The 18,949-nt window shown below is 62.4% G+C and carries 21 protein-coding genes; 6 read left to right on the top strand and 15 right to left on the bottom strand.

Annotated elements, in window-relative coordinates; all coding sequences use genetic code 11:
* Positions 1-15: 15 nt before the first annotated feature.
* The 5 genes from BLV27_RS05775 to BLV27_RS05760 form a co-directional block, all read right to left on the bottom strand.
* Positions 16-912 carry a DMT family transporter gene (locus BLV27_RS05775; RefSeq protein ID WP_092643776.1) on the bottom strand — a complete coding sequence of 299 codons (897 nt, stop codon included), beginning with the start codon at positions 910-912 and terminating at the stop codon, positions 16-18.
* Positions 913-1,054: 142 nt separating this feature from the next.
* Positions 1,055-1,510, bottom strand: a complete 456-nt coding sequence (locus tag BLV27_RS05770) for a hypothetical protein (RefSeq protein WP_092643773.1) — start codon at positions 1,508-1,510, stop codon at positions 1,055-1,057.
* Positions 1,507-1,647, bottom strand: a complete 141-nt coding sequence (locus BLV27_RS19295; RefSeq protein WP_170831362.1) for a hypothetical protein — start codon at positions 1,645-1,647, stop codon at positions 1,507-1,509. The genes BLV27_RS05770 and BLV27_RS19295 overlap by 4 nt, the downstream gene beginning before the upstream one ends.
* Positions 1,644-2,744 (bottom strand): signal recognition particle-docking protein FtsY, encoded by a 1,101-nt coding sequence (gene ftsY / locus BLV27_RS05765; RefSeq protein ID WP_092643770.1) that lies wholly within the window; start codon positions 2,742-2,744, stop codon positions 1,644-1,646. Before ftsY ends, BLV27_RS19295 begins: the two co-directional genes overlap by 4 nt.
* A gap of 374 nt (positions 2,745-3,118) precedes the next feature.
* Positions 3,119-3,586, bottom strand: a complete 468-nt coding sequence (locus BLV27_RS05760; RefSeq protein ID WP_092643767.1) for a TRAP transporter large permease subunit — start codon at positions 3,584-3,586, stop codon at positions 3,119-3,121.
* A gap of 80 nt (positions 3,587-3,666) precedes the next feature.
* Here BLV27_RS05760 and BLV27_RS05755 point away from each other — a divergent pair, with 80 nt between their 5' ends.
* The gene (locus tag BLV27_RS05755; RefSeq protein ID WP_244504555.1) at positions 3,667-4,467 is read left to right on the top strand and encodes a carboxymuconolactone decarboxylase family protein; all 801 of its coding nucleotides are present in this window, start codon (positions 3,667-3,669) and stop codon (positions 4,465-4,467) included.
* A gap of 144 nt (positions 4,468-4,611) precedes the next feature.
* Here the strand turns inward: BLV27_RS05755 and BLV27_RS05750 are convergent, their stop codons facing one another.
* Positions 4,612-6,300 carry an NAD(P)H-dependent oxidoreductase subunit E gene (locus tag BLV27_RS05750; RefSeq protein WP_092643764.1) on the bottom strand — a complete coding sequence of 563 codons (1,689 nt, stop codon included), beginning with the start codon at positions 6,298-6,300 and terminating at the stop codon, positions 4,612-4,614.
* Positions 6,301-6,638: 338 nt separating this feature from the next.
* Here BLV27_RS05750 and BLV27_RS05745 point away from each other — a divergent pair, with 338 nt between their 5' ends.
* The 3 genes from BLV27_RS05745 to BLV27_RS05735 all read left to right on the top strand — a co-directional run bounded on the left by BLV27_RS05745 (position 6,639) and on the right by BLV27_RS05735 (position 8,640).
* Complete coding sequence (locus BLV27_RS05745) at positions 6,639-7,529, top strand: alkane 1-monooxygenase (RefSeq protein WP_170831361.1); 891 nt, start codon at positions 6,639-6,641, stop codon at positions 7,527-7,529.
* Between the two features lie 27 nt (positions 7,530-7,556).
* The gene (locus BLV27_RS05740) at positions 7,557-7,976 is read left to right on the top strand and encodes a hypothetical protein (protein WP_092643758.1); all 420 of its coding nucleotides are present in this window, start codon (positions 7,557-7,559) and stop codon (positions 7,974-7,976) included.
* Between the two features lie 334 nt (positions 7,977-8,310).
* A complete protein-coding gene (locus tag BLV27_RS05735; RefSeq protein WP_092643755.1) occupies positions 8,311-8,640 on the top strand; it encodes a hypothetical protein in 330 nt (109 codons plus the stop codon).
* A gap of 147 nt (positions 8,641-8,787) precedes the next feature.
* On the opposite strand, the gene BLV27_RS05730 is transcribed toward BLV27_RS05735, so the two are convergent.
* From BLV27_RS05730 to BLV27_RS05720, 3 genes are read right to left on the bottom strand one after another with little or no spacing between them, the layout of a single operon-like run.
* Positions 8,788-9,186 (bottom strand): hypothetical protein, encoded by a 399-nt coding sequence (locus BLV27_RS05730; RefSeq protein ID WP_092643752.1) that lies wholly within the window; start codon positions 9,184-9,186, stop codon positions 8,788-8,790.
* On the bottom strand, positions 9,177-9,992 hold the full coding sequence (locus BLV27_RS05725; protein ID WP_244504554.1) for an FG-GAP repeat domain-containing protein: 816 nt from the start codon (positions 9,990-9,992) through the stop codon (positions 9,177-9,179). The genes BLV27_RS05730 and BLV27_RS05725 overlap by 10 nt, the downstream gene beginning before the upstream one ends.
* Complete coding sequence (locus BLV27_RS05720; protein ID WP_092643749.1) at positions 9,992-10,315, bottom strand: 2Fe-2S iron-sulfur cluster-binding protein; 324 nt, start codon at positions 10,313-10,315, stop codon at positions 9,992-9,994. Before BLV27_RS05720 ends, BLV27_RS05725 begins: the two co-directional genes overlap by 1 nt.
* Before the next feature lie 179 nt (positions 10,316-10,494).
* Here BLV27_RS05720 and BLV27_RS05715 point away from each other — a divergent pair, with 179 nt between their 5' ends.
* Together BLV27_RS05715 and BLV27_RS05710 are read left to right on the top strand one after the other, a co-directional pair.
* Positions 10,495-10,995 (top strand): peptidoglycan-binding domain-containing protein, encoded by a 501-nt coding sequence (locus BLV27_RS05715; protein WP_092643746.1) that lies wholly within the window; start codon positions 10,495-10,497, stop codon positions 10,993-10,995.
* A 26-nt stretch (positions 10,996-11,021) separates the two neighbouring features.
* A complete protein-coding gene (locus BLV27_RS05710; protein WP_170831360.1) occupies positions 11,022-11,723 on the top strand; it encodes a heparan-alpha-glucosaminide N-acetyltransferase in 702 nt (233 codons plus the stop codon).
* A 51-nt stretch (positions 11,724-11,774) separates the two neighbouring features.
* Here BLV27_RS05710 and BLV27_RS05705 read toward each other — a convergent pair whose 3' ends face one another.
* The 6 genes from BLV27_RS05705 to BLV27_RS05680 form a co-directional block, all read right to left on the bottom strand.
* On the bottom strand, positions 11,775-13,178 hold the full coding sequence (locus tag BLV27_RS05705) for a Do family serine endopeptidase (RefSeq protein WP_092643863.1): 1,404 nt from the start codon (positions 13,176-13,178) through the stop codon (positions 11,775-11,777).
* 361 nt (positions 13,179-13,539) lie between these two features.
* The gene (gene hflC / locus BLV27_RS05700; protein ID WP_092643740.1) at positions 13,540-14,481 is read right to left on the bottom strand and encodes a protease modulator HflC; all 942 of its coding nucleotides are present in this window, start codon (positions 14,479-14,481) and stop codon (positions 13,540-13,542) included.
* Positions 14,481-15,647: an FtsH protease activity modulator HflK gene (gene hflK / locus BLV27_RS05695; RefSeq protein WP_092643738.1), complete on the bottom strand. Its 1,167-nt coding sequence runs from the start codon at positions 15,645-15,647 to the stop codon at positions 14,481-14,483. Before hflK ends, hflC begins: the two co-directional genes overlap by 1 nt.
* A 179-nt stretch (positions 15,648-15,826) precedes the next feature.
* On the bottom strand, positions 15,827-17,185 hold the full coding sequence (gorA, locus tag BLV27_RS05690) for a glutathione-disulfide reductase (protein WP_092643735.1): 1,359 nt from the start codon (positions 17,183-17,185) through the stop codon (positions 15,827-15,829).
* 218 nt (positions 17,186-17,403) lie between these two features.
* Positions 17,404-18,192 (bottom strand): ribose-5-phosphate isomerase RpiA, encoded by a 789-nt coding sequence (gene rpiA, locus BLV27_RS05685; RefSeq protein WP_092643732.1) that lies wholly within the window; start codon positions 18,190-18,192, stop codon positions 17,404-17,406.
* Positions 18,193-18,219: 27 nt separating this feature from the next.
* Positions 18,220-18,909 carry a thiamine diphosphokinase gene (locus tag BLV27_RS05680; RefSeq protein WP_244504552.1) on the bottom strand — a complete coding sequence of 230 codons (690 nt, stop codon included), beginning with the start codon at positions 18,907-18,909 and terminating at the stop codon, positions 18,220-18,222.
* Positions 18,910-18,949 lie beyond the last annotated feature (40 nt).

Genomic DNA, 18,949 nt, shown 5'->3' with positions numbered 1-18,949 from the left:
AGTGACATAGGGATTTCACCCCGCGAACTCCACCACCACCGCGCCAAGCGCAATCAGCGACATCAGGACGAGGCGCCGCGGCCCGACCGCCTCCTTGAGCAGAACCCATCCGATGAGGGCCGCAAATACCGTCGAGGTCTCGCGCAGGATGGCCGCTTCACCCACCGAGTCGAGCCGTGTTGCCATCATGATCGACCCGAAAGATCCGAAAGCGACAAGTCCGCCGACAAGGCCCAGCTTGAGCAGAGCCGGCTCCGGCCGCCGCCATTTACCGCGGACTGCGGCGACAACCGGGAAATCCCACGATGTCAGCATGAAGAACCAAGCCAGAAAGGTGAACGGGTTCTCCATCGCGCGAATGCCCCAGGCGTTCCAGGTCGTATAGATCGCCACCATCAGTCCGGTCAGCACCGCCAGCCCCAGCGCAGGTGCCAGGGTCGCGCGGTCCACCGTGATCTTGGCCATGTTATATGCCGAAAGACCGAACAGCCCGGCCATCAACAGGCCGACGCCCGCCCACTGCGGCCCGGTGAAGGTTTCGCCAAAGATCAGACCCGCACCGAACACCGTGAAAAGCGGCCCCGTCCCCCGCACTACGGGGTAGACGACCGTATAGGCCCCCCGCGCATAAGTCGCGCCTTGCAAGGCCTTATAGGTGGTTTGGATCGCGACCATACCGACCAGCACCCACCACAGCTCCAGCGGGGGCCACGGCACCACGAACAGGGCGATGGGGGCGGACATTCCGAAAATCGCCACGTCCATCGCCGTCCGCGACGTCCAGGGGTCGAAGGTGGCACCCTTCTGTAACGCGCCGAAAAGCGCGTGAAGGAACGCTGCGGCCAACGCCAGCCAAAGGGCGAGCCTGTGCCCCACCTCGGTTCCCTGAATGGCGTCGATCCATTCGATCACCTGCGGCGCGACCGATCAGGACCGTCCAGCCGATCAAGGACGCAAAGGGCGCGAGAACCCTGCCGCTCGGAACAAGGGTTCGCCCGCGCGGACAACACCGTTGACGGACGAACATCAGCGGGAGAGCTTACCTCGCACGAGGTCACCGGAAAGCTTCCTCGGTCAGGCCAAGTCCGCGCAGGGTCGACAAAAGAACCGGAGCGCGGGCCGGGCCAACGAAGATCACCGCTTCTGACGGACGGGGCACCGTATCGGCGAACGCATCGATAAGTGCCCGCGTGATCTGCTCCTCCAGCCCCGTCTCAAGGTATTCCGGGCGTACGGCAAGCATGTCGATCAACGCGACGCGGGTGCGCGCCTCCATGTGCCGGGGCACCAACCGCGAACGCGCTTGCATCGCATCGGGTGAAAGCTCGACGATTGCCCCCTGTCCGATCAGAAGATCCCGGTCCCGCGCCCAGACGGCAGAGTGACCGGCAAAGCCCGGCGGACAGGTATCGTGGTCGAGGAGACCGGCGGCGTCCATGAACTCCGCGCGTTCCCTTGCAGAGAGCGGGGCCAGTTCGGGCCCGATACGGAGGGTCGCAAAATCAGTCATAGCGAGATCGGTGTCCGGAAGATGCCCAACTCGGCAAAGGCGGCGACAGACTTGGCAAGCCAGACACGATCCACACCCGAAATCGCGCGCCCCACGGTAAAGGCCAATCCCGCCCGCCGGGGGCCCGCGCAGATCATTCTGACAGACCCACCAATGCGGCCGCGAATTCCTCTGGGTCGAACGCATCCAGATCGTCGACCTGCTCACCCACGCCGATCGCATGGATTGGCAGGCCGAACCGGTCGGCCAATGCCACCAGAACGCCTCCCTTTGCCGTTCCGTCCAGCTTGGTCATTACCAGACCCGAGACGTCGGACAACTTTTTGAACACGTCCACCTGCGTCAGGGCGTTCTGGCCCGTCGTCGCGTCCAGAACCAGAAGCGTGTTGTGCGGCGCGGTCGGATCCTTCTTGCGGATCACGCGGACGATCTTGGCCAGTTCCTCCATCAGGTCGGCACGGTTAGAAAGCCGCCCCGCCGTGTCAATCAGCAGCAGATCGGCCCCGTCAGCTTCCGCCTTGGCCATCGCGTCGAATGCCAGAGAGGCCGGATCCGATCCCTGGGGTGCCACCATTACAGGTACGCCCGCCCGGTCGCCCCAGACCTGCAATTGTTCGACGGCGGCAGCGCGGAAAGTGTCACCCGCCGCGATTACCACGGATTTGCCCGCAGCCTTGAACTGGCTGGCCAGCTTGCCAATGGTCGTGGTCTTGCCCGAGCCGTTGACGCCCACGACCAACACGACCTGCGGGCGTTGTGGTGTCAGGGGCATGGGCCGGGCGACAGGTTCCATGATGCGGGCGATTTCCGTGGCCATCAGCCGCCTTATTTCCTCGGACGATAGCTTCCGGCCCATCCGCCCTTCAGCCATGTTCGCAGTGACGCGCAGGGCGGTTTCGACCCCCATGTCGGAAGCGATCAGCAACTCCTCCAACTGCTCCAACATCTCATCATCAAGAACGCGGCGCGGGGCGGCGTTGGGCAGGGCGCGACCCATTAAACGGCCCAGAAGACCTGGCTTGGACGTCTCCGCCAGCGGTTCAGCCTGAACCGGATCAGGCATCGGGACTGGGGCTGGCGAAGGCGACGCCGGCGCGGAAGTCGGCTCAGGCTCGGGTGTCGGTGCGGGGCCCGGTGTGCCCTCCGAACCCTCCTCCACGATGGCATCCAGCCCCTCTTCCAGCTTGGACGACGACCGCGTCAGACGGTCCTTGAGTTTCTTGAAGAACGACATCGGCTTTCCCCTTTCTACATCACCTAATATGCCGCGCCGCCCAGCGAAAGTGCGGTTGAGATGGGGCCGCTCTGCCTGCCTGGCGACGCCCGATAAATTTCCCTTGCCACTGGCCGTTAGGATAGCTGCGCTTGTCGGTCTATCTGGCCGGAGGAAATGCGGTCGCAGTCTCAGGTCCAAACTTCGGGGCATTCAAGGCGGAAGCGATACCGCAGCGCCAGAAGTCCGATACTGCACGAATGATCAGGTCAGTCTTTGGCCCGCGTATGACATGCCACAACTTCGGGGTGCCCGACTGGCGTTGCGCGAACACTTGGATGGTACGATGGCGTTGCAAACGATCAGCCCCCTAGCAGAGATGGACGCAGGATAGCTTACCCGATGAGCGCCAAGGACAGTCCGGGCCAAAATGTCACGAGCACCAAGACAGCCAACATCAAAAGAATAAACGGTACGGCAGACCCCGCGACATCAGAGACCCGGGTCCCAAACGACCTGGACGCGATCAGCAGGTTCATTCCAATCGGTGGGGTGAGCAAGCCAATCTCCAGATTGAGGACGATGATGATGCCAAGCTGAATCGGGTGCACACCGATTGCAGTGCCGACGGCCAACATCATCGGGGCCAACAGCAGGATCGCTGAAATTCCATCAATCAGGCATCCAACGATCAGAAGCGCTACGTTCATGGCCAGCAGAATTGCAACCTTGCTGGCGGATACTGACTGAACCCACTCCGCGAAAGCATCTGGCACCCCCTGAATCACAAGAAGCGATTTAAGCATAAGGGCGACGGCCACGATCGGAAGCAATGCCCCCAACATCACCGATGTGGATCTCATCACGGCAAACAGATCCGACAGCCCGAGAGACCGGTAGACGTGGCGAGTTTGGATTTGAACCCGGCGGACCGCGGGCGCACATGAACGCACTGGACCCCGCAATTGCCGCCTGTGCGCACTACTCCGGCGTCGACACGGCGAACATCCATACGGCTGCCATTGAATATCAGGAGTTCAAGGACGCACGGCATGACCGCTCGGTCTTTGCGGCAAAAGAGGCGACGCGCGCTCTGGCACAGCAGTTTGGCAGCCCGGCCGAACAAACGATTTCCCAAATGACAGACCAGCCCCGAAAACGGAGGGAACAGATAAAGAAAGACTTCAAGACGCACACGATGGAATCCGCTCCGGCTGACGCCAAGCCAATTCTCCAAGGCGCACTCAAAGGCTATGGCTTCGTGCCGAACCTCTACGCCACCATGGCCGAGGCCCCCGCAATTCTCGAAGGATACACCACACTTGCGGGTATCTTCGGCAAGGCCGATCTGTCCGAAACCGAGCGTCAGATCATCCTGATGACGAACAATCGCCTGAACGGCTGCAAGTATTGCATGGCGGCACATACGATGCTTTCGCAGATGGGTGGCGTTTCGGAAGATGTCATCGAAGCCCTGCGAAACGACACGCCGATCGCGGACCAAAAACTGGAAGCCCTGCGCCAGTTCTCCACCGTGATCCACGAGAGCCGTGGCTGGCCGACAGACGCCCAGATCGAAGCATTCCTAGCGGCCGGATACACACGCCAAACGATCCTGGAAGTCATCCTCGGCACCGCGCTCAAGACGCTTTCGAACTATACCAACCACCTTGCCGAAACGGATTTGGATGAGCCGTTTTCACCGAATGCCTGGGTGGCTCCTGCCGCGCAAGCGGCGGAGTAATCGCGCCTGACCGAGCAGCAGCATCGAGATCTCCGACAGATCCGAGATGCTGCTGCCGGCAAGGGCCAGGCAACTTGTCCGCGCTTTGTCACCCCAGACATTCAAACGCAGCTTGTCTGCAACGACATTCACGGCGAAATGCGATCAGATTTCGTCCGGGAAATGCTTCATGACCAGCCGGATCGGGTTCGGTGCCGCCTGCCCCAGTCCGCAGATGGACGCGTCGACCATGGCTTGGCTCACTTCCTCCAACAGTGGCTGGTCCCAGCGGTCCGCCTGCATCAGCTTAACCGCCTTTTCACAGCCGACACGGCACGGCGTACACTGCCCGCAGCTTTCGCTCTCGAAAAACCGCAGCATGTTGAGCGCGGCGGCACGGGGACTGTCGCGATCCGACAGAACGACGACGGCCGCCGAGCCGATAAATGTGCCCAATGATTGCAGCGTGTCGAAATCCAGCGGGACGTCATCAATCGAAGCAGGCAACAGCCCCGAGGACGGACCGCCCGGCTGGTAGGCCTTGAAGGTATGGCCGTCGATCATGCCGCCTGCCGCCGCGATGACGTCAAGGATGGTCGATCCGGCGGGCAGCAAATGCACGCCGGGGTTTTGCACCCGGCCAGAAACCGAATAGCTGCGCAGGCCCTTGCGACCGTTCTTTTCGACCCCGGAGAGGATTTCCGGTCCCTCCCGGACAATGCGGGCGATCCAGTGGCAGGTCTCGATGTTGTGGACCAGTGTCGGCTGCCCGAAGAGGCCCACTTGCGCCACGTAGGGCGGGCGATGACGGGGAATGCCGCGCTTGCCCTCGATGCTCTCGATCATCGCGGATTCCTCGCCGCAGATATAGGCCCCGGCCCCCCGGCGGAGTTCGACGTAGCCCGGCGGAATAAGGCCATCGGCTTCCAGCGCAGCGATCTCGGTCGCAAGGATCTGCAGCACGGCGGGGTATTCGTCTCGCATGTAGAGATAGATCCGCGCCGCCTCGACAGCCCAGGCAGCGATCAGCATTCCCTCCAGAAACAGGTGCGGGGTGCGTTCGAGATAGTAGCGGTCCTTGAACGTCCCCGGCTCTCCTTCATCGCCGTTGACGGCCATATAGCGGGGGCCGGGATTGCCGCGCACGAAGCCCCACTTCTTGCCCGCCGGAAAGCCCGCGCCGCCCAGACCGCGCAGGCCTGACTCGGCGATCATCTGTTGCACGGCTTCCCAGTCGCCGCCCCCGCGCAGATTGGCCAGCTTGGCGTAGCCGCCGTCGGCCCGGTAGGCACCGAGCGCTTGGTAGTCGGGGATCGCAGCATGGAAGTCGCCCGCGTCGATCGTCTTGGCAACCAATGTGGGCGTGGCCTTGTCTACGTGTCGATGACCGACCTCAAGCACCGGAGCCGTGTCGCAGCGCCCCATGCAGGGCGCGCGCAGGACACGGACCTGCGCCGGATCCTGCCCCGCCTGCAATGCCTCGATCAGCGCCTCGGACCCGGCCAACTCACAAGAGAGGGAGTCGCAGACCCTGATCGTCAGGGCGGGCGGCACGGGGTCGTCTTCGCGCAGCGGGTCGAAATGGGCGTAGAACGTCGCCACTTCCCAAACCTCGGCCATCGACAAGCGCATCTCCTCGGCCAGAGCGCGCAGGTGGGCGGCGGATTGGTGGCCGTATTCATCCTGGATCAAGTGCAGGAATTCGATGAGGAGGTCGCGGCGGCGTGGACGATCACCAAGGAGGGTCTGGACCTGCGCCAGGGCCTCGTCGTCGTACTGGCGGCCCTTGGGCGTGGTGCGACCCCGGCCCTTGCCGGATTTCCACACACCCTTGTCGTCGCGTTCGTCCAGCATGGTATCCTCCCGATCCTGCGCCAACTTAGACCGGGCGCGCCGGAGCGATCCGCGCAAATGCGACCCCGGACCTTCCGTTTGCGCATTGCCCAGCCCGCCTGCAAGTCTGGACCGCAACCATCGGTGCCATTCTTTCCCCAAACTCTGCGCCTATGGTGGCGGCTGTTCACGATCGGAGACGCGCATGTTTGCCTTGGCCCCCTATGTTGCCGCGCTTGGCCTGTCGGTCGCGCTGCTTGTGGCCGGCGCAGTCTGGAACGGTGCCTGGGATTTCGCGTCGTTCGTCTGGATGGCCGTGGTGGTGGCCGGCCTCGACCACGTCCTGCCTGAACGCCACGGTGCCCCGGAAGAAATGGGGGGCCAAGGCCTTGACCGTCGGACTGGCGCTGGTGCATTTCCCGCTTCTTGCGCTGGCGGTCTGGACGCTGGCCAATGGGGGGCCGATCCTGAACTGGATCGCTTATTTCACAGCTGCGGGGCTGTATTTCGGCCAGATCATGAATTCCTGCGCACACGAATTGATCCACGCCGGCGGGCGGGATCGCCGGGCCCTGGGGCGATGGATCTACGTTACGCTGTTGTTCGGGCACCAGACGACAGCCCATCCCGGCGTGCACCACATCCATGTCGCCACGCCCGAGGATCCGAATACCGCGCGGTACGGTGAGGCTTGGTGGGTGTTCTGTTTCCGGGCCTGGCATGGTTCATTCTGGAAAGGATTGGCCGTGGAAAAGCGCCGCCAGCGACAGGCCGGGCGTCGCGGATGGGACAGGCGCAATCCGTATTGGGTCTATCTGGGCGGCGGATGGATGGCGATGGTACTGGCCTGGCTGATGCTCGGCTGGACGGGTATCGCGGCCTATGTGGCGCTGTGTCTGTTGGCGCAAAGCCAGCTGCTGATCACCGACTACGTCCTGCATTACGGCATGCGCCGGGCGTGGATGGGTGAACGCTATGAACCGGTCGGCCCGAAGCATTCGTGGAATGCGCCGCATGTGGTGACGAACCTTCTGACGCTGCATGCGCCGCGTCACTCCGACCACCACGCCCACCCCACGCGGGGGTTCGAGGCGTTGCAGATCGGGGAGGAGGCCCCCCTGCTGCCTTACTCGCTACCGGTGATGGTGACGTTCGCGCTCTGGCCCTGGTGGTGGCGGCGGGTGATGAACCCAAGGGTCGACGCCTTGAGTCAGGCGCGTGATACGCCCATGGACAGCGCCGTCGCCTGAGGGGACAATGGGGGAAAGGAGAACCCGATGCGTTTGATCTCAGCCGCCGCCCCACTCGTCGTAGCACTTGGCCTGACGGCCCAGCCCGTCCTGGCCGAACGCGTGATCTCAGCCGAGGAGTTCGAGCAGATGGTCGCCGGCAAGACGCTGCATTTCGACCGTCAGGACGTGCCGTTCGGATCCGAGCAGTATTTCGACGACAAACGCGTCATCTGGGCCTTCGAGAACGGTGGCGAGTGTCAGCGCGGTATCTGGTTCGAGAACAGGTCGGGCCAGATCTGCTTCGTCTACGATACCGATCCAGCGCCGCAATGCTGGGATTTCCTGGAGGGGGACGACGGGCGGTTCCGGGCGCGGCTGGACGGATCGCCGCCGGATCAAGACCTCGTGACCGAACGCGTGACACGCGAAGCGTTGGACTGCCCCCTGCCCGATCTGGGCGTCTGAACACGCACGCGGCGGCACATTGTCGAACGGCTGAATTTTCGGGGACCCACATTCTCCGGCTCGCATGGGATTTCCGACAGGGAGTCGGGAAGTGTTTGAAGTTCCCCCGATCACGCAATCGACAACGCACGATCACGGAATGTGAGAGCGGTGCGCGCGGGTCGGAAATATGTGCATAAATGCACCGATATACACAGATTATCACGCATTCGTTTTTTGGTGTACTGCTCCGTCAGTGCTATGATTGCGCCTTGGACAGGACGAAATCGTCCTGCTCTGATCGGAACGGACCCTGCGCAATGCACAAGGGTCCACAGACGAAAGGACCGAGACCATGAAAACCCTCATTGTTTCAGCTATTTGCGCCGTCCTGACCACCCCCGGGTTTGCAGGCATCGCCGCTGGCCCCGCTGCAGCCATCGCGCACTTCAACCAAGACTTCGACACTCAGGACGATGCCAGGATGCTGATGCCGGGCGACATCGGCGTCGCAATCTCTACCCAGTCAGGCCTGAATCGGAAGATTTATAACCACTTCAACGCCGACTTCGATAGCGAGGACAACGTCCGCGGCCTGAACGGTGCCACGTACTTCTCCCGACAGCCGACGCATGGTGCCGACATCTTCGGCGAAATCCGCGAAGCCCAGGACGAAGACGAATAAAAAAATCCCGGGGCGCTGTTCCCCATCAGCGTCCGGGGCCGCCGCATAGACCCTTTTCACCACAAGACCCGCAAGGGTCAACACAGGTGCGTTGCGGCACGGACGCCCGCCGGTTCAGGATCAAACCTGCCGGCGGGCGTTCACTTTTCAGGACAGCGGTTCGCCAAGGCATTCCAAACGGCGCTTTTCCATCCCGGCGATCCTCTGGACCTGCCCGTTGACCGTCGAGCGGACGAAAAGCTCTCCCGTCTCTTCAAAAGGCAGCCAACAATGGTTGGTGCCGGGGTCGTCATCGTAGACGAAGCAGAGCTTCGCGCCGCGAACGGTGATATCGCCCATGGCGCAACTGCCATCGCTGCGGGTCCAGACGCTGCGCTCCCGATTGATGAAGCGCTCCTCACCGACCAGTAGGTCGGTTCGGTCCAGCATGAACGTCACGGTCTGATTTTCAGCCAGGTCGAGGAATACATCCGGTGAGACAGGGGTTTCCTGCGCAGCCACGTTAGTAGCGCAAAAGACGAGGGCGAGCGCGCGTATCACCGGCACGCGACCGCAAGCTCCGCTGCCAAAGGCGTGAAGGCTCCGATGTCGCGTGCAACGAAGGTCTCGCCGTCAAAGGTGACGGCTAGCATCCGGTCGCGTCCGGCATCCGACAGCACGATTTCCGGCCCCTGTCCGCAATCGCGCAATCCCCCATGGATTACCTCGTCTCCGATGGCATGGTTCGTCAGGTCTCCCGCGCTGGCCACTTCGCGAAGCTCGCCGTGTGCGTAACGCCAGATGCGAAGGGTCTTGGCGAGGTGAGGGCGGTCCACGTAGGCGATCTCGATGTGGCCGTCGCCATCAAGGTCGCCAACGGCAGCCGGGGCAAGCCAGCGATGACGGCGACCGATGTAGGGGGTGGCAGCAAGGATCTGGAGCGTGTCGCGGCGCAAGGCGTACACGACAAGTTGTGCGCCTTGGGTCAGGCTGGAGCGAACGGTGATGATTTCACTACGGCCGTCGCCATCGACGTCGGCGACCCTTGGCGCGATGTCCTCAAAGACATGATCTTCTCCGGCTTCGGTCCGAACGTAGGGACAGCCACCCTCTCCGTCACGTTGCACGTGAACAACCAGACGTTCTGCGTCCGCCACCTTGCCCATGATGCCATGGCCGTAGACATCCGTCGCCTGTTCGTACCAGGCACCACGTATACCCCCCGGCCCGGTCGCTTGCGCATGACTGCCAGGCAAAGGTGCGCCCACGTGAGCTCCGTCCGGCACGGACGTAACCAAGTCGGACTTCGCAACGCAGACGTCGGCCAAGACCGGTGCGGCACTCAGAATCAGAGCAAGTGCCGCCCAGCGCATCAGATCTGCTTTTCGGGCATCTGAACACGCAGACCATCCAGCGCGTCCGTCACCTTCAACTGGCAGGTCAGGCGGGAGCGCTCAGCGTCGGGCTCATAAGCGAAGTCAAGCATGTCTTCTTCCATCGCGTCCTTGGCGGGCAGCTTTTCGACCCACGTCGGATCGACGTAGACGTGGCAGGTCGAGCAGGCGCAGGCCCCGCCGCAATCGGCCTCGATTCCGGGAACATTGTTATCACGCGCCCCTTCCATGACCGTCAGGCCAACGGGGACGTCGATGACATGCTCTTTGCCGCCATGTTCGATGTAGGTGATCTTGGGCATCGGATACTCCTGAATAAGTTGCCCAACGGAGTAGCTGCGCGGTGGCGCACGTGCAACATCACGACGCCGGATCGCCGCCAATCAGGGCGGCAAAACGACGCCGCGGTTTGTCGCCGCCGCAAGATCAGATAGGATCAGCGCCAAAGCGCGGCACCAGACCGCGGCCAAGGCATGGGCATATGATCCGACTGACCTTTCTTATTCTGCTTGGCGGGCTTTCAGCCTGCGGGCCGTCCGTGACTGAACCGGTCGCGCGGATGCTGGGTCCGTTGAATGCAGCACCGGGCAGTTGCCATGCGAAGGGCATCACTCCAGCCATCCTGGAGACAGTCACGCAACAGGTGCAGGAAGCGTCCGAAGTCCGCGACGCCTACGGCAGCGTCATCGAGCCCGCACGGTTTCGCACCTCGACGTCCACACGTATTGTCCGCGAGCGCGGTGAGCATTGGTTCGAGACACCCTGCGCCTTACGACGCGGGGACCCAGAATTCGTCCAGCAGGTGCAGCGCGCGTTGGCGGCGCGCGGGTTCTATGCCGGGGAAGTCCACGGGCTGTACGACGTGCCGACGCGCGCCGCCGTTCGCGCGTTCCAGGATTTGCGCGGTCTGGAAAGCGGTACGCTGTCGATGGAATCGGCCCAAGCCCTTGGCTTGATCGAGCTGGGACGAAGCAGCTTTTGACTTCCCCTGCCACACGTCTGATCACCGTGGATTGGCTGCGAACGCTAGCCCTTGTTAATATGATGGCATTTCACTTCCTCTTCGATTTGCGGATGCTCAACCTGCTGCCCGTCTGGATATCCTTGGGGCCATGGTTTGCGATCTGGGCGAAAGCGATTGCGGGCAGCTTCCTGTTTTTGGCGGGGTTTTCACTCTGGCTAGGGCATGGCACCGGCTTCCGCACTCGCTCGTTTATCAAACGGCTGGGGGTCCTGGTTCTGGCAGCGGTGGGGGTGAGTCTCGTTACGTATTTCGCCGTGCCAGGCGCTTGGGTCCGGTTCGGTATTTTGCATTCCATCGCCTTGGCCAGCGTTGTCGGCGCGATATTTCTGCGGGCGCACTGGGCCGTCACGCTGGTGGCGGCAGCCATCGCGTTTCAGCTGCTGCCAAACATGCGCGACCCGATGTTCGACGGGGTTTTCTGGGTCTGGACCGGCTTGTCGACCAGCCTGCCACCGATGATCGACTACGAGCCACTGGTTCCATGGGTCGCGCCCTTTCTTTTGGGGATGACGTTCGGGCAGGTCGGGGGCGCGCGCCTGATGGCTTGGGGACCGGTGCATTCGGGAAGATGGGCCCGCAGGATGGCTTGGCCGGGGCAGCACACGCTGAGCCTCTACCTCATCCATCAGCCACTCCTGATCGGGCTGATCATCGCAACCCAGTGGGCCTTTTCGCGGATAGTTTAATGACAAACGGGCCCCGAGGGGCCCGTTGTTTTGATGGCTCGCTGTAAGAGATCAGTCTTTGTCGAGCGGCAAAGCCACGAACCGCGCGTCATCGCCACGACGGACCAGGAGAAGGAACGACTTCTGCCCTGCCTCCTTGGCGGCTTCGATACGGTCTTCCAGATCGGTGACGCTGGTCACGGCGATCTGTCCGGCCTCCTCAATCACGTCACCGGCGCGCAAGCCCTTTTCATAAGCGGGCGTGTCCTGGTCGATGTCGGTCACGACAAGGCCGGAGGCGTCGTCCTCAAGACCAAGCTGGCCGCGCAGTTCGTCCGTGAGGGACGATACGGTCAGACCCATGATCGTACTCTCGATCGGCTCTTCCTCAATGGCAGAAGCCGGGACGGCACTTTCAGCCTCCTCTCGGCGACCCAAGGTCACAAGGATCGTCTGGGTTTCGCCGTCGCGGAAGATGACGACGCGAACGGCCTTGTCGACAGGCGCATTGCCGACCGTACGGACCAACTCCTTGGTGTCGGCGACATCGCTTCCGTCGAACGTCAGGATGACGTCACGCGGCTCGATCCCCGCGTCCTTGGCGGGCCCCTCGGGCACGTCGGTCACCAACGCACCACGTGCGCGCTCAAGACCCAAGGCCTCGGCCAGTTCAGCGTCCACATCCTGAATGCGCACACCCAGCCATCCGCGACGTGTTTCGCCGAACTCCTGCAACTGATCGACGACATTGGTCACGACGTTGGAGGACATCGCGAAACCGATGCCGATCGAGCCGCCGGTGGGCGACAGGATTGCAGTGTTCACGCCGATGACGTTGCCGTCCATGTTGAACAGCGGGCCGCCCGAGTTGCCCCGATTGATGGCCGCGTCGGTCTGGATGTAATCGTCATACGCCCCTTGGAGCTCTCGCCCGACGGACGAAACGATGCCAGCGGAAACCGAGAAGCCCTGACCCAAGGGGTTCCCCATCGCCATGACCCAATCGCCGGTCCGCATCGCGGTGGAATCCCCAAACTGCACGAACGGCAGCGGCTCTTCCGCCTCGACCTTGAGAAGGGCGATGTCGGTGTTGGGGTCCGTGCCAATCAGCGTTGCCGGCAATTCATCGCCCGTGAAGAACTCGATCAGGATCTCGTCCGCGTTCTCGATGACGTGGTTGTTGGTGACAATATAGCCGTCTTCACTGATCACGAAGCCCGAACCCAACGCGCTTCCGCGGCGGGTCGGAGGGCCTTCCGGAGCGCCGTCTGGGGCTCCCCGGCGGCGAAACTCCTCGAAGAAATCTTCGAGCGGATTACCGGAATTCGGGCCCCGTGCGCCGACGGCGACGGTCGTGTTTGTCGTGATATTCACGACTGCGCCCGAGACCTGATCAACAAGGTCAGCGAAAGTGTCGGGTGCGCGCTGCGCCACTGCGGCCATGCTGGATGCGATCAGCATCGCAAGCCCAAGCATGAAGGCCGTCAGCGCGCGAAAAGCGTCGGTAGTAGGTCTTTGCAGGTTGGTGTCTTTGGTCAAGGAAGTCCCCTCCGTGAGATACCTGTTCGCGCTCGTACGAAATGAGCGTCTGGTCCGTTGCATGTTCGCATCGGTCCGCAATTTTTCAACTTATGCGCGATCACGTGGGTGTGAGAGCGCGTCGTTGATCAAAGTAGGGCTGCGCAACCCGGTCGCCAAGGGGCACGGCGCGACTAGGCCGCCGTGGGCGAAAATCCTCAAGCGCTATGCAGTCCCGACGCCCGGCCACAACGCATACGCCGGCCACGAAAAAAGGCCGTCCTTATAAGGACGGCCTTCGTGTTCGTTGATTTGAAAGTCAGTTCCCTGTTGCCGGTGCCGCAACCGTGGGTCGGGCAGAATTGACTTCCCGCTGTGCAGCATCGGAGCGATCGACGATCCGGTCAGTTTTCAGATAGTCGAAAAACTCCGAATCTGGCGACATGACCATTGTCGAGTTCGATCCTTGAAGCGCGCGCGTGTAGGCTGTTAGCGAGCGGTAGAATTCAAAGAACTCGGGGTCCGCATTGAACGCATTCGCATAGATCGCGTTGCGCCGAGCATCGGCTTCACCACGTGCGATTTCCGCGTCACGGGCGGCATCCGACGTCAGTTCGACCACGGTCCGGTCGGCCTGGGCCCGGATCCGCTGGGCCGCTTCCTGACCGCGGGCGACTTCGTCCGCGGCCTCGCGTTCCCGCTCGGCCCGCATCCGCGCAAACGTGGCATCGAGGTTCTGCGCGGGCAGATCGGTGCGCTTAAGACGCACATCGATGATCTGAAGCCCGAGCGACGAAGCCTCGGCGCGGGCCCCCGTCGCGATACGAAGCATCAACGCAACCCGGTCTTCCGACAGGATGTCATTGGACGACACCGAACCCAGAACTTCGCGCAACTCGGACCGAAGGATCAGGTCGAGCCGCTGTTCTGCCGTGGCCAGACCGCCGGTACCGACAGCCTGACGAAACCGTTCAACGTCGGTGATACGGAAGCGCGCGAAGGCATCCACGACCAATCGACGATCGTCGGATGGTGTGACTTCCAGCGGGTCCACGTCGCGCGACAGGATCCGGTCGTCATAGTAAACGACCTCCTGAATGAAGGGGAGTTTGAAGGCCAGGCCGGGGTCTTCCTTGACGTCAATGACGCGACCAAACTGCAAGACCAGTGCCTTCTGACGTTCGTCGACTACGAAAAGGGACGAGAAAATCAGGGCAAGGGCGACTGCCGCGATCGGCAGAAGAAGTGCGGAGCGTTTCATCAGTTGGACCCCCCTTGGGTCGCGCGGCCGCCGCGCAGTTCGTTAAGGGGCAGGTAAGGGACGATACCCTGTCCTCCGCCGCCGCCGACGTCGCTGTCGATGATAATCTTGTCTACGTCGCCCAGCACCTGCTCCATCGTTTCGAGATAGAGACGCTTGCGCGTCACTTCAGGTGCATTGGCGTATTCACCCAGAACGGCGGTGAAACGGCTCGCTTCACCAGTCGCTTCGTTGACGACACGGGCACGATACGCCTCGGCTTCTTCGAGAAGCTGAGCCGCTTCACCGCGCGCGCCGGCCAGAACCTGGTTCGCATACCGGTCAGCGTCGGACTGCAGACGGTCACGCTCCTGCTCGGCGGCCTGTACTTCGCGGAAGGCGTCGATCACCTCTTCGGGCGGATCGGCCCGGTCAAAGTTCACCCGCAGGACCTGCATCCCGGAATCGTAGCTGTCGAGCGTTGTCTGGATTAGCTCGCGTAGTTCGTCGGCAATGATGCCTCGGTCACGGTTGAGGATAGGTGCCAGCTGGGATCGCGCGACAATCTCGCGCATGGCGGATTCTGACACCGCGCGAATGGTAGCATCGGGTGCCGCAAGGTTGAACAGGAACATCGCTGGATCCGTGATGTTCCAGACGACCTGAAAGTCGATGTCCACAACGTTTTCATCACCCGTCAGCATCAAACCCTGTTCGGTGCGGCTGCCCCGGTTTTGACCGATGTCGACGGAGCGTTCCGTCGTAACCGCGATCACCTCGGCGCTGACCACGGGCCAAGGTGCAAAGTTCAGCCCCGACTCGCCGATACTGGAAAACTCGCCCAGAAACAGTTCGACGGACCGTTCTTCGGGGCGGACCGTATAAAAGCTGGAAAACAGCCAGAACGCCACCAAGGCAATGATGCCGATGCCGATCATGGGACGGTTGATCTCGAAGCCGCCGCCTCCATTTCCGCCCCCACCGGAACCGCCGCCCCGTCCGCCCATCAAGACGCGGAGCTGATCCTGCCCCTTTTTGACGAGTTGGTCGATCTCGGGCACGCCTTGCTGCCCCCGGTTCGGGGGTCTGCGCCCGCCGTCCGGGCGGTCGGAGCCGCGATTATCATCGCCGCCGGTGCCACCGCCAGAATTGCCGCCGCCCCCCCAGGGGCCTCCGCTACCTGCCATCAGGATCGTCCCTTCGTCATAATCAATTGCTGCCGTGTAACATTGGCCCCCCGAGAGGGAAGTTCAAGCAGGTAAGGCAGGCATCGGACACGGCAAGGCGGCGCGATTTGACGCGGGCACCCGGATTGTGCGGCGCAAGACGGCTTGGCGACCGCCTTGTCCGCCGGTGAAACCACCGCTCAATCCAGTACGCGCACAGGCTCCTTGAGGGTTACCAGTTCCTCGGCCATGGTCGGATGCACCGCGCAGGTGCGGTCGAAATCGGCCTTCGTCGCGCCCATCTTGAGAGCGACGCCGACGAACTGGATCATCTCGCCCGCGGCGGGGCCGACGATGTGGACGCCCAGCACCATATCCGTCTCCTTGCTGACGAGCATCTTGAATAGAACGCGTTCCTCCCCGCCGGCGAAGGCCTGTTGCATCGGGCGGAAAGCGCTTGCGTAGACCAGCGTCGGCTCCTGCTCCACGGCCTCTTCCTCCGTCAGGCCGACGGTGCCCATCTCGGGTTGGGTGAAGACAGCGGTGGGGATCAGCTCGTGGTCAACGGGCGTCTTGTTGCCCCGGAACACTGTTTCGTGGAAGGCGACGCCCTCGCGGATGGCGACCGGCGTCAGCTCGACCCGACCGGTGATGTCTCCGATCGCGTAGATCGAGGGTACATCGGTCTGGCTATACTCATCCACGCAGATGGAACCCTTGCGATCCAGCTTCACGCCCACATCCTCGGCGATCAAACCCTCGGTGTTGGGCTTTCGGCCCGTCGCCCAAAGGATGTCGTCGTACTCCTCCTGATGACCGTTGGAGCCCTTGACCCAGATCTTCCCGCCGCGCGCCTCAATCTCCGTAGGGGCACAACCGGTGTGGATGGTCACACCAAGCCGTTCCATGCTGTCTGCGATGTGGCCGCGCGCCTCTTCGTCGAAGCCGCGGAGTATCTGCGCTCCGCGAATGAACATGGACGTCTCGACGCCCAGCCCGTTGAAGATGCCAGCCATCTCGCATCCGATGTAGCCGCCCCCGATAATCAGCAGCTTTTTCGGCAGTTCCTTCATGCTGAACACGTCATCAGACACCATGCCCAATTCGCCCCCGTCCACGTCAGGGCGGATTGGGCGGCCACCGGCGGCGATCAGGATGTGCTTGGCGGTGAAAGTCTTGCCGCCGGCCAACATGACCGTATGGGCATCCTGAACGGTTGCGCGGGAATGGAAAATCTCGACCCCGGCCCTTTCGGCATTGGTCTCGTAGATGCCTTCCAGCCGGTCCAGTTCCCGGTTCAGGTGACCGCTGAAGGCACCCCAGTCGAAATCCCCGAGCTTCGCGTCCCAGCCATAGGCGCGCGCCAGGCCAACGGCTTCCGGATATTCCGAGGCGAAGACCATCAACTTCTTCGGAACGCAGCCTCTGATCACGCAGGTGCCGCCCATGCGGCTCTCTTCGGCCAGCGCGACCTTGTAGCCATCCTGTGCGGTCAGGCGCGCGGCGCGAACCCCGCCGGAGCCCCCGCCAATGACGAAGAGATCGTAGTCGAATTCCATGAGGGCGCTCCTTGATCTGCCTGAAGAGACCTAGGGCGGCTGGCCCAAGCAAGCAACGGTGCGTCGGTGCGGAGGATAGGGAGGCGGAAGTGCGTTCATGCGCAGTCAGACCCACCAAACAAGCTGGCGGGGCACCCGCTTCCGAAGCCTGTTGACCAAGCACAGCTACAGTTTGCCCTCAACCAGGCGGTACTCTACCGGCTCTGTCAGCCGGTCATTCAGTCAGCGACCGACACGAAGATGTTATCTTCCTCACGAAGATCGATACGCTCCTGGCTGACCGAACCATTGTTGATGTCGCGCACTTCGACGCCACCGTCGGCATCGCCCATGATGACCACATCGCAGATATCAAGGAACAGGCCGTTCTCCACCACGCCCGGAATCTGGTTGAGGACCAACGAAAGCTGGCGCGGGTTGCCGATGCGGCGCAGATGAAGATCAAGGATCATATTGCTCTCGTCCGTGCGATAGGGCGCATCACGATTGAGACGTAGCGTGACCTGCCGGCCCGCGACGTCCATGCCAATCAGGCTTTCTTCGATCAGGGCCTTGGTCGTCTGCCATCCGAAGGGGATGACCTCCACCGGCAACGGGAATGCCCCCAGATGGTCGACCTGCTTGGACTTGTCGGTGATGACAACCATCATGTCCGACGCCGTTGCCACGATCTTCTCCTGCAGGAGCGCGCCGCCACCGCCCTTGATCAGGCTGAGGTCGGGGTCGAATTCGTCGGCCCCGTCGATTGTCAGATCCAGCCATTTCACGTCTTCAAGCGTTGCAACCGGTACGCCGCACTCGCGCGCTAGATCGGCAGTGCGGCGCGACGTCGGCACACCGGTCACGCGCAGCCCGTCCTGGCGGATCATCTCGCCCAGGCAACGGACCATCCAGGCAGCGGTTGAGCCGGTGCCCAGACCTATGCGCATGCCGTCCTGTACATAGTCCATCGCACGCTTCGCCGAGACGTATTTGGCCATGTCGATGGGGTTCGGTTTGGCGGACATGATGGACTCCCTGCTCTCTGAGGCGGGTTATACCTCCACCACGCCCGCGCCGCGAGGGGGGGATTGCATCGCAGACAGAAGTTTCGGCAATTCCGCCGCAGGCAACAGCAACACCATGTCCCCGCGCATGGTCAGAGTAACCGCTCCTGTCGCCTCGTTGGAGGTTCCGGTGCGCGTGGCGGGGTCAAAGTCGATCCCATCGATTGGCCACCGCAGGCCGCTGGATACACCCGACGCGGGCCCAAGGGGCCAGAGCGAGACGCGAGTCCCCGCAACAAGGTCCAGGGTCAGATCCGGCGGCAGGACGCAGATGCACTCCTCTTCTCCCAGCAATACTACGGGTGCCCGGGTCCGCGCCATCTCTGTCAGAACCGACAGAAAGTGATCGGCCCGCGCTCCGATGAACCCCACCGCGATGGTCAGCGGGGACGGGCAGGTTCGCAGAGCCTTGGCGAAATCCGTACTGTCCTGTTCCGAAATAAGGCACAGGACGTCGGCAAAGGCCTCCAGCGCCCGATCGGATATCGAGTCGAGGTCCCCGACCACACGATCAGGCACCTTCCCCTCGGACAGAATCGCATCCGCCCCGCTGTCCACCGCGATGAGCCGTGGCGCGTATCTTAAGGCAATTTCAAGGATCGCAGTGGTAACCGGCCCCCCACCGACCAATGTCTGGGGAATGTCACCAATGCTGGCCGTCCGTTTCGAATCTGGCAAGAAATAGCCCTCGTCATCGTCAAATGGTCCCGATCCGGGC

This window comes from Jannaschia faecimaris (assembly GCF_900107415.1).
GTDB lineage: Bacteria > Pseudomonadota > Alphaproteobacteria > Rhodobacterales > Rhodobacteraceae > Jannaschia > Jannaschia faecimaris.
This window is presented reverse-complemented; position numbering and strand designations above follow the sequence as displayed.

What these genes read in the sequence shown, in the direction of transcription:
- hflC (WP_092643740.1), bottom strand. Translation starts at nt 14,481, where the DNA reads ATGAAACGCTCCGCACTTCTTCTGCCGATCGCGGCAGTCGCCCTTGCC.
- BLV27_RS19295 (WP_170831362.1), bottom strand. Translation starts at nt 1,647, where the DNA reads ATGATCTGCGCGGGCCCCCGGCGGGCGGGATTGGCCTTTACCGTGGGG.
- BLV27_RS05735 (WP_092643755.1), top strand. Translation starts at nt 8,311, where the DNA reads ATGAAAACCCTCATTGTTTCAGCTATTTGCGCCGTCCTGACCACCCCC.
- gorA (WP_092643735.1), bottom strand. Translation starts at nt 17,185, where the DNA reads ATGGAATTCGACTACGATCTCTTCGTCATTGGCGGGGGCTCCGGCGGG.
- BLV27_RS05760 (WP_092643767.1), bottom strand. Translation starts at nt 3,586, where the DNA reads ATGAGATCCACATCGGTGATGTTGGGGGCATTGCTTCCGATCGTGGCC.
- BLV27_RS05720 (WP_092643749.1), bottom strand. Translation starts at nt 10,315, where the DNA reads ATGCCCAAGATCACCTACATCGAACATGGCGGCAAAGAGCATGTCATC.
- hflK (WP_092643738.1), bottom strand. Translation starts at nt 15,647, where the DNA reads ATGGCAGGTAGCGGAGGCCCCTGGGGGGGCGGCGGCAATTCTGGCGGT.
- BLV27_RS05715 (WP_092643746.1), top strand. Translation starts at nt 10,495, where the DNA reads ATGATCCGACTGACCTTTCTTATTCTGCTTGGCGGGCTTTCAGCCTGC.
- BLV27_RS05725 (WP_244504554.1), bottom strand. Translation starts at nt 9,992, where the DNA reads ATGCGCTGGGCGGCACTTGCTCTGATTCTGAGTGCCGCACCGGTCTTG.
- BLV27_RS05770 (WP_092643773.1), bottom strand. Translation starts at nt 1,510, where the DNA reads ATGACTGATTTTGCGACCCTCCGTATCGGGCCCGAACTGGCCCCGCTC.
- BLV27_RS05750 (WP_092643764.1), bottom strand. Translation starts at nt 6,300, where the DNA reads ATGCTGGACGAACGCGACGACAAGGGTGTGTGGAAATCCGGCAAGGGC.
- ftsY (WP_092643770.1), bottom strand. Translation starts at nt 2,744, where the DNA reads ATGTCGTTCTTCAAGAAACTCAAGGACCGTCTGACGCGGTCGTCGTCC.
- BLV27_RS05755 (WP_244504555.1), top strand. Translation starts at nt 3,667, where the DNA reads ATGAACGCACTGGACCCCGCAATTGCCGCCTGTGCGCACTACTCCGGC.
- BLV27_RS05740 (WP_092643758.1), top strand. Translation starts at nt 7,557, where the DNA reads ATGCGTTTGATCTCAGCCGCCGCCCCACTCGTCGTAGCACTTGGCCTG.
- rpiA (WP_092643732.1), bottom strand. Translation starts at nt 18,192, where the DNA reads ATGTCCGCCAAACCGAACCCCATCGACATGGCCAAATACGTCTCGGCG.
- BLV27_RS05705 (WP_092643863.1), bottom strand. Translation starts at nt 13,178, where the DNA reads ATGCTTGGGCTTGCGATGCTGATCGCATCCAGCATGGCCGCAGTGGCG.